12 protein-coding genes are annotated in these 14270 nt (G+C 74.2%); all 12 read left to right on the forward strand.

Annotated features, from left to right (window positions below):
- Positions 1-100 precede the first annotated feature (100 nt).
- The 12 genes from Cpa01nite_RS06910 (at position 101) to araA (ending at position 14207) form a co-directional block, all read left to right on the forward strand.
- Entirely contained in the window at positions 101-1396 is a 1296-nt protein-coding gene (locus tag Cpa01nite_RS06910) for an efflux RND transporter periplasmic adaptor subunit (RefSeq protein ID WP_203668014.1), read from the forward strand.
- Positions 1389-2123 carry an ABC transporter ATP-binding protein gene (locus Cpa01nite_RS06915; RefSeq protein WP_203668015.1) on the forward strand — a complete coding sequence of 245 codons (735 nt, stop codon included), beginning with the start codon at positions 1389-1391 and terminating at the stop codon, positions 2121-2123. Before Cpa01nite_RS06910 ends, Cpa01nite_RS06915 begins: the two co-directional genes overlap by 8 nt.
- Complete coding sequence (locus tag Cpa01nite_RS06920) at positions 2120-3352, forward strand: ABC transporter permease (RefSeq protein WP_203668016.1); 1233 nt, start codon at positions 2120-2122, stop codon at positions 3350-3352. The genes Cpa01nite_RS06915 and Cpa01nite_RS06920 overlap by 4 nt, the downstream gene beginning before the upstream one ends.
- Before the next feature lie 50 nt (positions 3353-3402).
- The gene (locus Cpa01nite_RS06925) at positions 3403-4293 is read left to right on the forward strand and encodes a hypothetical protein (RefSeq protein ID WP_203668017.1); all 891 of its coding nucleotides are present in this window, start codon (positions 3403-3405) and stop codon (positions 4291-4293) included.
- Positions 4286-6436 (forward strand): efflux RND transporter periplasmic adaptor subunit, encoded by a 2151-nt coding sequence (locus Cpa01nite_RS06930; protein WP_203668018.1) that lies wholly within the window; start codon positions 4286-4288, stop codon positions 6434-6436. Before Cpa01nite_RS06925 ends, Cpa01nite_RS06930 begins: the two co-directional genes overlap by 8 nt.
- A gap of 227 nt (positions 6437-6663) precedes the next feature.
- Complete coding sequence (locus Cpa01nite_RS06935) at positions 6664-7653, forward strand: Abi family protein (RefSeq protein ID WP_203668019.1); 990 nt, start codon at positions 6664-6666, stop codon at positions 7651-7653.
- A gap of 80 nt (positions 7654-7733) precedes the next feature.
- Complete coding sequence (locus Cpa01nite_RS06940) at positions 7734-8066, forward strand: YnfA family protein (RefSeq protein WP_203668020.1); 333 nt, start codon at positions 7734-7736, stop codon at positions 8064-8066.
- 61 nt (positions 8067-8127) lie between these two features.
- On the forward strand, positions 8128-8976 hold the full coding sequence (gene proC / locus Cpa01nite_RS06945; protein ID WP_203668021.1) for a pyrroline-5-carboxylate reductase: 849 nt from the start codon (positions 8128-8130) through the stop codon (positions 8974-8976).
- An 8-nt stretch (positions 8977-8984) separates the two neighbouring features.
- On the forward strand, positions 8985-10025 hold the full coding sequence (locus Cpa01nite_RS06950) for a LacI family DNA-binding transcriptional regulator (protein WP_308439357.1): 1041 nt from the start codon (positions 8985-8987) through the stop codon (positions 10023-10025).
- Positions 10026-10306: 281 nt separating this feature from the next.
- Positions 10307-11920 carry a xylulokinase gene (locus Cpa01nite_RS06955; RefSeq protein ID WP_203668022.1) on the forward strand — a complete coding sequence of 538 codons (1614 nt, stop codon included), beginning with the start codon at positions 10307-10309 and terminating at the stop codon, positions 11918-11920.
- Positions 11921-11946: 26 nt separating this feature from the next.
- Positions 11947-12702, forward strand: coding sequence for an L-ribulose-5-phosphate 4-epimerase (locus Cpa01nite_RS06960; RefSeq protein ID WP_203668023.1), 756 nt, complete (start codon positions 11947-11949; stop codon positions 12700-12702).
- Positions 12699-14207, forward strand: a complete 1509-nt coding sequence (gene araA, locus Cpa01nite_RS06965) for an L-arabinose isomerase (RefSeq protein ID WP_203668024.1) — start codon at positions 12699-12701, stop codon at positions 14205-14207. The genes Cpa01nite_RS06960 and araA overlap by 4 nt, the downstream gene beginning before the upstream one ends.
- Positions 14208-14270 lie beyond the last annotated feature (63 nt).

The raw sequence follows: 14270 nt of genomic DNA on the forward strand, positions 1-14270 counted from the left end.
AGACTGCCCCAGCCTGCCTTCCTACGGTCCTGACCAGCCGGGACGGCCCCGCGGCACTCGCCCGCGAGCGCGGTCCGTCCCCGACGGACCGAGGGAGAACATGCTGGCGCTGTGGAGGCGCACCCGACCGTGGGTGCGGGTGGTGGCCGTCGTGCTGCTGGTGGGCGTGGCCGGGACCGGGGTGTACTGGTTCGGGATCCGGGAGACGCCGGCGCAGGCCGCGACGCCGGAGTCGACGACCACGGCCGTGGCCGCGAGCCTGTCGACGATCCAGCAGTCCGTGTCGGCGTCCGGCACGCTGACGCCGACCGTCCAGGAGGACGTGTCGTTCGCGGTCAGCGGCACGGTGACCTCGGTCGACGTCGCGGCGGGGGACACCGTGACCGCGGGCCAGCAGCTCGCGACGGTCGACACGCTCCAGCTGAACGCGGCGCTGCTCCAGGCGAGGGCGGACCTCGCGAGCGCGCGGGCGTCGCTGTCGAACGCCCAGGACGAGGCCGACGGCTCGGACTCCTCCGACGCGCAGGTGGCCGCGCTGTCGGCCCAGGTGGACGTGGCGCAGACAGCCGTCGACGACGCCGAGGCCGACCTGGCCGGCGCCACGCTGACCGCGCCGGTCTCGGGCCTGCTCACCACCGTGGACGTCGAGGTCGGCGACGTCGTCACCGGCTCGGGCTCGTCGTCGGGGAGCGGGAGCACGGGCGGCACCGGGAGCTCCGGCACCGCCGGCGGCATGACCGGCAGCACCGGCTCCACCGGGTCGTCCACCACGTCGAGCAGCACCGCGCCGTTCGTCGTCGTCGGCACCGACGCCTGGCAGATCAGCGTCTCGGTGAGCGAGTCCGACGTGGACCTGCTGGCGGTCGGCAACCAGGCGGAGATCACCACCAGCAGCTCGACCGACACCGTCTACGGGACCGTCTCCGAGATCGGGCTGCTGCCCAGCAGCTCCGGCGGCGTCGCGGCCTACCCGGTGACGATCGACGTGACCGGCAGCCCCGAGGGCCTGCACGACGGGGAGTCGGCGGACGTGTCGATCATCTACGAGCGCCGCACCGACGTGCTGACCGTGCCGGCGTCGGCGGTGACGACCGACGAGGACGGGCAGACCGTCGTCACGCAGGAGGGCGCGGACGGCGCGACGGTCAGCACGGCGGTCACCGTCGGGGAGACCTCCGGGACCATGATCGAGATCACCGAGGGCCTGGCCGAGGGCGACGAGGTGCTGGTCACCACCTTCAGCCCGCGGACCTCCGGGTCGGGCGACGGGTCCGGTGACACCGAGCAGGGCCAGTTCCCGGGCGGCGGCGAGATGCCCGACCTCTCGTCCGGCGAGAGGCCCGACTTCTCGCAGCTGCCGGGCGGCGGTCAGATGCCGGGCGGCGGCAATGGCTGAGCTCGTGCTGGAGCGGCTGCCGGACGAGGCCGGTGCCGCCGAGAACGTCATCGAGCTCGCCGGCGCCCGCAAGACCTACCGCACCGGCAGCATCGAGTTCGAGGCCCTGCGGGGCGTCGACCTGGCGATCCGCACCGGCGAGTACGTCGCGATCATGGGCCCGTCCGGGTCCGGCAAGTCGACGCTCATGAACATCGTGGGCTGCCTGGACGTGCTGACCGCCGGCGAGTACCGGCTGGCGGGGGAGGACGTCGGCGAGCTGGACGAGGTCGAGCTCGCGGACGTCCGGAACCGGCGGCTCGGCTTCGTGTTCCAGCAGTTCCACCTGCTGCCGTCGCTCACCGCGTGGCGGAACGTCGAGCTGCCGCTGATCTACGGCCGGGTGCCGGCCGCCGAGCGCCGCGAGCGCGCGGTGGCCGCGCTGGAGCGCGTCGGCCTCGGCGACAAGCTGGACAACCGCCCGGGCGAGCTGTCGGGCGGCCAGCAGCAGCGGGTCGCCGTCGCCCGCGCCCTGGTGGGCGAGCCCGCGCTGATCCTCGCGGACGAGCCCACCGGCAACCTCGACTCCCGGTCCACCGAGGACGTGCTCGCCCTGTTCGACGAGCTGCACGTCCAGGGCCGCACCATCGTGCTCATCACCCACGAGCTCGAGGTCGCCGAGCACGCCCGGCGCATCGTGACGGTCCGGGACGGCCTCATCCAGTCCGACGAGGTGAACCCGCGATGACCTGGTCCGAGACCCTGCGCACCGGCTGGGCCGCGGTGCGCGGCCACAAGCTGCGCTCGATGCTGACCGTGCTCGGCATCCTCATCGGCATCGCGGCGGTGATCCTCACCGTCGGGCTGGGCCTGGGGACGCAGAAGGACGTCAGCCAGCAGATCAGCGCGCTCGGGTCGAACCTGCTCATCGTCACGCCCGGGTCGTCGACCGACTCCGACGGGATCCGCGGGGGCTTCGGCACCGGCGCGACGCTCACCCGGGGAGACGCCGAGGCGCTGGCCTCCGAGGTGAACGCGCCCGACGTCGGCGCGGTCGCGCCGGAGAAGGAGTCGTCGCTGTCCGTCGAGGCCGACGACACGAACTGGACCACCACCGTCGTCGGCACCACCGAGAACTGGCTCGACGTGCGGTCCCGCGCGGTCACCTCCGGCGAGTTCCTCACGGCGGACGACGACGCGGAGGGCGCTACCGTGGCCGTCATCGGCGCGACCACCGCCACCGAGCTGTTCGGCACCACGAACGTCGTCGGGCAGCAGCTCACGATCGCGGACACCGCGTTCACGATCGTCGGCGTGCTCGACTCCGCGGGCTCGAGCACGGACACCGACCTCGACGACCTGGTCGTCATCCCGCTGACCACCGCGTCCGACACCGTCGCGGGCGGCTTCGACCGGAACTCGCTGACCACGATCTACGTGCAGGCGGCGTCGGCCGACCAGCTCGGCGCGGCCTACCAGGAGGCGAACCAGCTCCTGCTGAATCTGCACGGCATCACCGACGCCGACAGCGCGGACTTCAGCATCGACAGCCAGGACTCCCTGGTCAGCACGGCCACCTCGGTGTACCGGACCCTGACCGTCCTGCTCACCGGCATCGCGGCGCTGTCGCTGCTGGTCGGCGGGATCGGGGTCATGAACATCATGCTGGTCTCCGTCACCGAGCGGACCCGGGAGATCGGCCTGCGCAAGGCGCTCGGCGCCCCGCCGTGGGCCATCCGGCGGCAGTTCCTGGTCGAGGCCGGCGCGCTCGGCCTGGCGGGCGGCCTCGCCGGCGCGGTGCTCGGCATCGTCGCGGCGACGGTGCTGCCGGACCTGCTGGACACCTCGATCGTCATCTCGGGCGCCGCGGTCGGCGGGTCGGTCGCGATCGCGATGGCCATCGGCCTCGTGTTCGGCGTCTACCCCGCCACCCGGGCCGCGCGGCTCGCGCCCATCGACGCCCTGCGGTCGGAGTGAGGCCCGTGCGCCTCCGCCCCGCCCCCGGCACCACCACCACGAGGAGAGACATGTCCCGCACCCGTCCCGGCCTGCTGGCCGCCCCCGCCGCCGCGGCGGTCCTGGTGCTGCTCGCGGCCTGCTCGAGCGGCACCGCCGACGCCGGGGACACCGGCACCGCGGACGTTGGCGACGCCGCGCAGACCCAGGCGCCGTCCGGCCAGGGCGGCGGGGGGATGCCCGGCGGCGGGGGCACCTCGGGCGAGATCGCCGCCGTCGCCGACGCCCTCCTGCAGGTGCAGGGCGACGACGGCCAGACGGCGGTCGCCTGGGACGCCACCACGACCATCGCGCAGACCGTCACCGGCGCGCTGTCCGACGTCACCGTCGGGTCGTGCGTGGTCGCGTTCACCTCGGGCGACGAGGACGCGGCGGCGACGTCCGTCGCGATCACCGCGGCGACCGACGACGGCTGCACGGGCGGCTTCGGCGGCGGCTCGGGCGGTGGGTCCCCGGCGGACGGCGAGATGCCCAGCGGGATGCCGACCGACCTGCCCGAGGGCGCCGAGATGCCCGACGGCGCGCCGACGGACATGCCGGGCGGCGGCTCCGGGGGCGGGTTCGGCGGCGCGACCGCCGGGCTGGTCACCGCGGTCGACGGCAGCACGATCACGGTCGAGTCCACGGGGGCGCCCGGGGCCGACGACGCGACCACGACGACCGCGACCATCACGGTCGACGACGCCACCACGTTCACCAGCACGGTCGCGGCGGACGCCTCGGCCATCGCGGTGGGCCGGTGCGTCACGGCGCAGGGCGAGGCCGACGGCAGCGGCCAGGTCGCTGCGACGAGCCTCACGCTGTCCGACCCGACGGACGGCGGCTGCTCGACCGGGTTCGGCGGGCGCGGCGGCTTCCCCGGCGCGAACGGCTCGACCGGGAGCGAGGGCGACGATGCGTGACAGCCTGAGGCGGCGCGTGGGCCGCCGGCGGGCCGAGGCGGAGCCCGCGGCGCCCCTGACGCCGAAGGCCCTGGCCCGGCGGGCGACCCGCCGCCGGCGGACCGTGCTCGGTGCGGTCGCCGCGGCGGCCGCGCTCAGCCTGGTCGGCGGCGGCGTGGGGATCGCCGTCACCGGCGCGAAGGGCAGCGGCTACCGGACCGCCACCGCGGAGCTCGGCACCGTGGAGCAGACGATCGACGCCACCGGCACGGTCGCCTCGGCCAGCCGGTACGACCGGGCGTTCTCCGTCGCGGGCACCGTCGGCGCGGTCGACGTGGCCGTCGGCGACACGGTCACGGCGGGCCAGGTGCTCGCCACGCTCGACACGGCCTCGCTGGAGGACGCGGTCGAGGAGGCCGAGCAGGCGGTCGCCGACGCGCAGCAGCAGCTGGAGGACGACATCGACTCCCAGACCTCGAGCAGCAGCAGCTCGTCCGGCACCGGCTCGTCCGCCTCGGGCGGGACGGGGTCGTCGACGACCGGGTCGACGGGGTCCGGGTCGACCGCGACGGGCTCGACCGGCTCGGCCCCGGTGGCCGCGGCGACCGATGGGGACGCGCAGGCCGGCGGTTCGACGGGAGACGGCTCGACCGGCGGGTCGACGGCGGACCCCGCCGTCACGCAGGCGATCGCCGCGGTGAAGGCCGCGCAGCAGGCGCTTCTCGCGCAGTACCAGACCGCGCAGGCGGCGCTGGCGGAGGCGTCCACCGCGACCGCGGCCGCGCAGGAGGCGTGCCAGGCGGTGCTCGACGGCGACGGCGACGCGTCCGGCGACGGCTCGACGGAGGAGCTGACGACGGAGCCGACCACCGAGCCGAGCGAGGAGCCGACGGCGGAACCGACCACGGAGCCGAGCGAGGAGCCGACGCAGGACGCACCGACGGAGGACGCCGCGACGGACGACGCCACCGCGACCGGCGCCGGGACGACCACGGGCGCAGTGGTCACCGGCGCCGCGTACACCACCAGCACGACCACCGACGACCTCACGTCGTGCCAGGACGCGATCACCGCCGTGCTCTCGGCGCAGACGACCGTGGACGAGGCGCAGACCAGCCTCATGACCCTCGTGACCGGCCTCGACACCGCGGTGACGGCGGCGCAGGAGGCGCTGACCTCGGCCGCCTCGGGCTCGAGCGTCGACACCGGCTCGGCGCCGTCGACCGGCGGCACGACCGGCACCGACGGCTCCGCGGCCGCCGACCAGAGCACGGCGCTGCCCAGCGGGTCGTCGTCCGGCACGGGCGCCTCGTCCTCGACGGGCTCGGCGCTCTCCGGCACCTCCGGCTCGGGAACCTCGGGGGCCGCGGGCGGCTCGACCGTCGCCACCGCCGCCGACCTGCTCGCCGACCAGGCCGCGATCGACCACGCCGAGGCCGAGCTCGCCATCGCGCAGAGCAAGCTGGACCTGGTCGACCTCACCAGCCCGATCGCCGGGACCGTCGCGGCGGTGTCGATCGCCGCGGGCGACGAGGTCGAGGCGTCCTCGACGTCGGCCGTCATCACCGTCATCGGCGACGACGGGTACACCGTGTCCACCACGGTGCCGCTCAGCCAGGTCGACCTGGTCGAGGTCGGCCAGGAGGCCGCCCTCTCGGTGCGCACCAGCGACGAGGACCTGACCGGCACGGTCACCGGCGTCGGCATCCTGAACGCGTCCACGACGTCGTCCGACCCGACGTACACCGTGGACATCGCGGTCGACCTGGAGGACGTCGCGCTCTACAACGGCTCGTCGGCCCAGGTGTCCATCGCGGTCGCCGCATCCGAGCAGACGCTCACCGTGCCGTCGTCGGCGGTGCACCTGGACGGCTCGACCGCCACGGTGCAGGTGCTGAGCGGCGGGACGGTCCAGTCGGTCGAGGTGGAACGCGGGGCCGTCGGCGCCGAGCTCACCGAGATCGTGTCCGGCCTGTCCGAGGGCGACGAGGTGGTGCTGGCGGACCTGAGCCAGTCGCTGGTGTCGGACGACTCGGAGGCCGGCAGCGGTCTCAGCGGTCTCGGCGGCAGCACCGACGACTCGTCGTCCGGCCAGGGCCAGATGACGTTCCCCGGCGGCTTCAGCGGCGGTCAGCTGCCGGCCGGCAGCCCGCCCGGGAGCTGAGCCCGGGCCCCACGACGGCGCCCGGCCGGTCCTGCGTCCCCCTGCGCGGACCGGCCGGGCGCCCTTCTGCGACCTCCTATGGGCCACCTGATGGATGTGACGGAGGTCACCTGCGCCGCGGCCGTGACTCGGCTACCCTCGAAGGCACAAACACCGACCCCTCTGGGTGCTACCGACCGTCAGGTCACCGGCACCGATGGGTCGGTTTTCTTTTTGATGGAGCGTCCGTGAAGTACGCGAAGCCCCACCTGAACTACAACGCGCAACTCGACCTGCTCCGCCAACGAGGTCTGAGCATCGGTGATGAGCGCGCGGCTGTCCGTGCCCTCCGGCGCATCGGCTACTACCGCCTCTCCGCCTACACGTACGTGCTGCGTCGAGCCGCCGCGCCCGGACCGTCGTCCGAGCGACTCGCTCCTTCGGACCAGTTCATCGAGGGCGCGACGTTGGACCAAGCCGTCGCTCTGCACGACTTCGACGACCGATTGCGCGGAGTGCTCCTGAGCGGTCTCGAACGGATCGAGGTGGCTATGCGCGTGCAGATCGGCTACCAGCTCGGGAAGACCGACCCGCACGGCCACCTCGATCCGGCGCACCTCGACGCCGCACGCTGTGGACAGCTCGCGCGGACGCGGGGTTCCGACACCGGACGCACGCTCCACGCGGAGTGGTTGCGGCGCTTCGACGCGCTGCTCGACGACGCCAGAACCGAGGAGTTCGTCCGCCACTTCGTCCGGAAGTACGACGGTCGGCTGCCGATCTGGGCAGCCACGGAGATCATGACCTTCGGGTGCCTCACCGGGCTCTACAACCTGCTCAGCTCCCGGGACGCCGCCGCGATCGCACTCGCACTCGAGGTCAAGAACCGCGATGTGGTGCATGGCTGGCTGCGAGCGCTCAACGTGTTGCGGAACCACTGCGCGCACAACGCGCGTGTGTGGAACCGGCCGACCGTCTACCCGCCGCGCATCCCGCCGCCGGGGCTCACGCATGCTCGGCTCCACCACTTGCCCGATGCGGACAACAACCGTGTGTATGTCCTGGCCGCGATCATCGGGCACCTGCTGGTCTGCCTGGACCCGACGACGAACTGGCCACGCCAGCTCGCAACCGTCGTGAAGAAGTTCCCCGCGGTGTCGGACCTGAGCCCGGGGTCCTCGATGGGGTTCCCCGACGGATGGCAGCAACTGGAGCTGTGGAACTACGAACCGACGTAGCCGGTTCGCTCCGGCCGGGCGCCCTTCTGCCACCCTGGTCCCGCCGGTGCCCGCCCGCGGCCCGGCGGGGGAGGGTCCGCATGCCGCTGCGCTCGGTGCTGCTGTTCGCGCTCGCCGCGCTGCTCGAGATCGGCGGCGCGTGGCTGGTCTGGCAGGGGGTGCGGGAGCACCGGGGCTGGGCGTGGATCGGCGCGGGCGTCATCGCGCTCGGGCTGTACGGCTTCGTCGCGACCTTGCAGCCGGACGCGCACTTCGGCCGGATCCTCGCGGCGTACGGCGGGGTGTTCGTCGCCGGGTCGCTGGTGTGGGGGATGGTCGCGGACGGCTTCCGGCCGGACCGGTGGGACGTGCTCGGCGCGCTGCTCTGCCTCGCCGGCGTCGCGGTCATCATGTACGCGCCGCGGCCGGCGTGACCGCCGCCAGGGCTAGGCTCGCCGCCAGCCCCACCCGCACGCCCACCCCGGAGGACACCCGATGACGCAGACCACGGCACGACCGCACGCGGCGGTCCTCGGCGGCGGCGTCATGGGCGAGGCCCTGGTCACGGCCCTGCTCGCCGCCGGCTGGACGGCCGACGACGTCGACGTCACCGAGCGCAGCGCCGCCCGCGCGATGGAGCTGTCCGGCCGGTACGGCGTGCGCGCCGCCGACCCGAACGCCAAGGCGGTGAAGGGCGCCGGCCTGGTGCTGATCGCCGTGAAGCCGCAGGTCGTGCCGGACGTGCTGACCGAGATCGCCCCGACGCTGCGCCCCGGCACCCTGGTCGTCTCGGTCGCCGCCGGCATCCCGGTCGCGGTGTACGAGGCCGCCCTGCCCGAGGGCACGCCGGTCGTCCGGGTCATGCCGAACACCCCGGCGCTGGTCGGCAAGGGCGCCAGCGCGATCGCCCCGGGCACGCACGCGACGGACGAGCACCTCGACCTCGCGGAGCGGGCGCTCGCCGCGACCGGCCTCGTCGTGCGGGTGGCCGAGAGGGACCTGGACGCGGTCACCGCGATCTCGGGCTCCGGTCCGGCGTACGCGCTCTACCTGATCGACGCCATGGCGGAGGCCGGGGTCCTGCTGGGTCTGACCCGCGACCTCGCGACCCGGCTGGCCGTCGCGACCGTCGAGGGCTCGGCGGCTCTCGCCGCGCAGACCGGCGACCACCCGGTCGTGCTGCGCGAGCGGGTCTCCTCGCCCGGCGGGACGACGGTCGCGGGCGTGGCGCAGCTCGACGCGCACGGCGTCCGGGCCGGGGTCGTCGCGGCGGCGCGTGCGGCCTACGACCGGTCGCGGGAGCTCGGCGCGGCGGCGGCCCCCTCGCCCCGCGGGGACCGGTAGGCCGCGCCGTGACCGGCACGCCCGGCGCCCCCGCGGTCCGGCGCCCGCCCGCGATGAGCGACGTCGCCGCGCTCGCGGGGGTGTCGCACCAGACGGTGTCGCGCGTGCTCAACGACCACCCGAGCGTCCGGCCGGAGACCCGCGAGCGGGTGCTCGCCGCGATCGCCGAGCTCGGCTACCGCCGCAACAGCGCGGCGCGGGCGCTCGTCACCCGGCGGTCCGGCGCGCTCGGCGTGGTCACCACGTCGTCCGTGCACCACGGCCCCACCAGCACGCTGATCGGCCTGGAGAGCGCGGCCCGCGAGGTCGGCTACTACGTGAGCGTCGCGGCCATCGACACGTTCGACGGCGGGACGATGCGCGGCGCGCTCGACCACTTCCTGGACCAGGCCGTCGAGGGCATCGCGATCATCGCGCCGCAGGTCGACGTGGCGGAGGCCGTCGCGGCGTTCGACGTCCCGGTACCGGTCGTCTCCGTGACGTCCGGCGAGCCCGTGCCCGGGCCAGCGCACGTGGTGGCGGTCGGCGTCGACCAGCGCGAGGGCGCCCGGGCCGCGACCCGGCACCTGGTCGACCTCGGGCACCGCGAGGTCGTGCACCTCGCCGGGCCGCAGGACTGGTTCGACGCGCAGGAGCGGCTCGCCGGCTGGCGCGAGGCGTGCGCGGCCGCCGGGGTCGCCGCGCCGGAGCCGGTCGAGGTCGACTGGTCCGCCGAGTCCGGCTACCGCGAGGGGCTGCGCCTGGCCGACGCGGGCGCGCCGACCGCCGTCTTCGCCGCGAACGACCAGCTCGCCCTGGGCCTGCTGCGGGCGTTCTGGGAGCGCGGGCTGCGGGTGCCGCAGGACGTGTCGGTGGTGGGCTTCGACGACGAGGCCGGCGCCGCGTACTTCGTGCCGCCGTTGACGACCGTCCGGCAGGACTTCCCGGCGCTCGGCCGCAGCGCGATCCAGGCCCTGGTCGGGGCCCTCGCGGGCGACCCCCCGCCCCGCACCCTGCTGCCGGCCACCCTGGTCCCCCGCGCGAGCACCGCGCCCCCCGCCGCCCGCTGACGCCCCTCGCGCCCCGCCGCTTCCCGCCCCCCGCCCCCGCCGCGCTGGTGAGTCGAGATGACAACTCTCGGCTGTGGTGCAAGCCCGGCGCGCAGCCGAGAGTTGTCATCTCGGCGGGTTGTGCGCGCGGGAGGGGCGCGGTCCGCGCCGGGCACCAGGGCGGTTGGACGGCGCGCGTGTGAGCGCTAACATCAGCGGGAGGACGCGGCGCCTCGCCGCGTGCGGGAACATCGCAGGCGAGACCGGGCAGCGCAGCCCGGCGCGCGAGGACGGAGCACGCAATGGCGCAGGACCACGACGACGCACGCCGCGACGAGATCGCCGCCGCGATCACCGAGGGGCGCACGTCCCTCGGCATCGAGCTCGGCTCCACCCGCATCAAGGCCTGCCTGATCGGCCCCGACCACGCGCCCGTCGCCACGGGCAGCCACGCGTGGGAGAACCAGTACGTCGACGGCGTGTGGACCTACTCGCTCGACGCGGTCTGGGCCGGCCTCCAGGAGTCGATCGCCACGCTGCTCTCCGACGTCGAGCAGCGGTACGGCGTCCGCCCGACGACGTTCGGCGCGCTCGGCGTCTCGGCGATGATGCACGGCTACCTGCCGTTCGACGCCGACGGCGAGCTGCTGGTGCCGTTCCGCACGTGGCGGAACACCTCCACCGGCCGGGCGGCCGCGGAGCTCACCGACAAGCTCGGCTTCAACATCCCGCTGCGCTGGTCGATCGCGCACCTCTACCAGGCGATCCTCGACCACGAGCCGCACGTCCCGCAGATCGACTTCACCACGACGCTGGCCGGCTACGTGCACTGGAAGCTCACCGGGCGGAAGGTGCTCGGCGTCGGCGACGCGTCGGGCATGTTCCCGATCGACCCGGCCACCCGCGGCTACGACGCGACGATGCTGGCCCAGGTCGACGAGATCGTCGCGACCCGCCGCCCCGGCCTGAACGTCGAGGCGCTGCTGCCCGAGGTGCTCCCCGCGGGCGCCGACGCCGGCCGGCTCACCGAGGAGGGCGCCGCCCTGCTCGACCCGACCGGCGCGCTGCAGGCCGGCATCCCGCTCTGCCCGCCCGAGGGCGACGCCGGCACCGGCATGGTCGCGACCAACTCGGTCGCCCCGCGCACGGGCAACGTCAGCGCGGGCACGTCCATCTTCGCCATGGTCGTGCTCGAGAAGCCGCTGGCCCGGGTGCACCACGAGCTCGACGTGGTGACGACGCCGGCCGGCGACCTGGTCGCGATGGTGCACTGCAACAACGGCGCGTCCGAGCTCAACGCCTGGGCGGGCCTGTTCGGCGAGTTCGCCACCGCGCTCGGCGCCTCCGCCGCAGCCGACGACGTGTTCGGCGCCCTGTTCCGCGCCGCGCTCGAGGGCGACGCCGACGGCGGCGGCCTGCTCGCGTACAACTACCTGTCCGGCGAGCCGATCACCGGGCTCGACGCCGGTCGCCCGCTCGTCGTCCGCACGCCCGACAGCCGCCTGACGCTCGCGAACTTCATGCGGACGCAGCTGTACTCGGCGTTCGGCACCCTGAGCCTCGGCATGCACGTCCTGCAGGGCGAGGGCGTCGCGATCGACGCGATGTTCGCGCACGGCGGCATGTTCCGGACCGCCGGGGTCGCGCAGCGCCTGCTGGCCGCGGCGATCGACGCGCCCGTCGCCGTCGGCGAGACGGCGGCCGAGGGCGGCGCGTGGGGCATCGCGGTGCTCGCCGCCTACCTGGACGCCGCGGCGGAGCAGGACCTGCCGACGTACCTGACCGAGCGCGTGTTCGCCGGCGCGGCCGTCGACACCGTCACCCCGGAGCCGGCCGACGTCGCCGGCTACGAGCAGTTCCTGGACCGCTACCGCGCCGGCCTCGCGGTCGAGCGCGCGGCGACCGAGGCCCTCTGACCACCCACTCCCGAGGAGGAGACCCCATGACCCGGACCCTCGCCGACTACCCGGCCGAGGTGCAGGAGGCGGTCGCGCGCACCCGCGAGGTCGTCGCGCGGCTGCACGCCGAGCTGCCCCGCTGGGAGCTGATCGTCTGGACGGCGGGCAACGTGTCCCAGCGCGTCCAGGTGGACCCGGCCGGCCCGTCGGCCGACGACCTGCTCGTCATCAAGCCGTCCGGCGTGACCTACGACGAGCTGACCCCCGAGTCGATGGTCGTCTGCGACCTCGACGGGAACCTGGTCGACGGCACCCGCAGCCCGTCCTCGGACACCGCGGCGCACGCCTACGTGTACACGCACATGCCCGAGATCGGCGGCGTCGTGCACACGCACTCGACCTACGCGACGGCCTGGGCGGCGCGCGCCGAGCCGGTGCCGTGCGTGCTGACGATGATGGCCGACGAGTTCGGCGGGGACATCCCGGTCGGCCCGTTCGCGCTCATCGGCGACGACTCGATCGGTCGCGGCATCGTCGAGACGCTGCGGGAGTCCCGGAGCCCGGCGGTGCTGATGCGCAACCACGGCCCGTTCACCATCGGCAAGGACGCCAAGACCGCGGTGAAGGCCGCCGTCATGGTCGAGGAGGTCGCGCGCACCGTGCACATCTCCCGCCAGCTCGGCGAGCCGACGCGCATCCCGCAGGACCAGGTCGACTCGCTGTACGCCCGGTACCAGAACGTCTACGGCCAGGGCAGTGCTGCCCCGGCCGCCGCGAACACGAAGGAGCAGGACGCATGACCAAGCCCTACGCCGACCGCGAGGTCTGGTTCTTCACCGGCAGCCAGGACCTGTACGGCGAGGAGACCCTGCGCCAGGTCGCTGAGCAGTCCCAGGAGGTGGCCCGCACCCTGGACGAGGCCGCCGACGTGCCGGTCCGCATCGTGTGGAAGCCGGTGCTCAAGGACTCCGTGTCGATCCGCCGGGCGATGCTCGACGCGAACTCCGACGACCGCGTCCTGGGCGTCATCACCTGGATGCACACGTTCAGCCCGGCCAAGATGTGGATCGCCGGCCTGGACCAGCTCCGCAAGCCGCTGCTGCACCTGCACACGCAGGCCAACGTCGAGCTGCCCTGGGACAGCATCGACATGGACTTCATGAACCTCAACCAGGCCGCGCACGGCGACCGCGAGTACGCGTACATCGCGTCCCGCCTCGGCGTCGCCCGCACGACCGTCGTCGGCCACGCGTCGAACCCGGCCGTCGCGAAGCGGGTCGGCACCTGGGCGCGCGCCGCCGCGGGCTGGGCCGCCACGCACGAGCTGAAGCTGGTCCGGTTCGGCGACAACATGCGCAACGTCGCGGTCACCGAGGGCGACAAGACCGAGGCCGAGCTGCGGTTCGGCGTCTCGGTGAACACCTGGGGCGTCAACGAGCTGGTCGCCGCGGTGGACGCCGTGGCCGACGCGGACGTCGACGCGCTCGTCGCCGAGTACGAGGACCTCTACGACGTGGTGCCCGAGCTGCGCCGCGGCGGCGACCGCCACGAGTCGCTGCGGTACGCCGCGCGCCAGGAGATCGCGCTCGAGACGTTCCTGACCTCGGTCGGCGCGAAGGCGTTCACCACGAACTTCGAGGACCTCGGCGACCTGCGCCAGCTCCCCGGCCTCGCCGTGCAGCGGCTCATGTCCAAGGGCTACGGCTTCGGCGCCGAGGGCGACTGGAAGACCGCCGTCCTGGTCCGCGCGGCCAAGGTGATGGGCGAGGGCCTGCCCGGCGGCGCGTCGCTCATGGAGGACTACACCTACGACCTGACCCCGGGCGCGGAGAAGATCCTCGGCGCCCACATGCTCGAGATCTGCCCCTCCCTGACCACGTCGAAGCCGAAGGTGGAGATCCATCCGCTCGGCATCGGCGGCAAGGAGGACCCGGTCCGCATGGTGTTCGACGCCGACCCGGGCGAGGCCGTGGTGGTGTCGCTCGCCGACATGCGCGACCGGTTCCGGATGACCGCGAACGTCGTCGACGTCGTGCCCCCGACGCAGGAGCTGCCGAACCTCCCGGTGGCCCGCGCGGTGTGGGAGCCCCGCCCCGACTTCGCCACGTCGGCGGAGGCCTGGCTGACCGCGGGCGGCGCGCACCACACGGTGATGTCGACCGCCGCGGGCGTCGAGGCGTTCGAGATCTACGCCGACATCGCCGGCACGGAGCTGCTGGTCATCGACGAGAGCACCACCCGCCGCGGCTTCCGCGACCAGGTGCGCTGGAACCAGGTGTACTACCGGATCGCCCAGGGCTTCTGAGCCCGACGCGCTCGTCACGACGGCCCGTCCCCGCTGCCGCGGGGGCGGGCCGTCGCCATGTGA

This window comes from Cellulomonas pakistanensis (genome assembly GCF_016862755.1).
GTDB lineage: Bacteria > Actinomycetota > Actinomycetes > Actinomycetales > Cellulomonadaceae > Cellulomonas > Cellulomonas pakistanensis.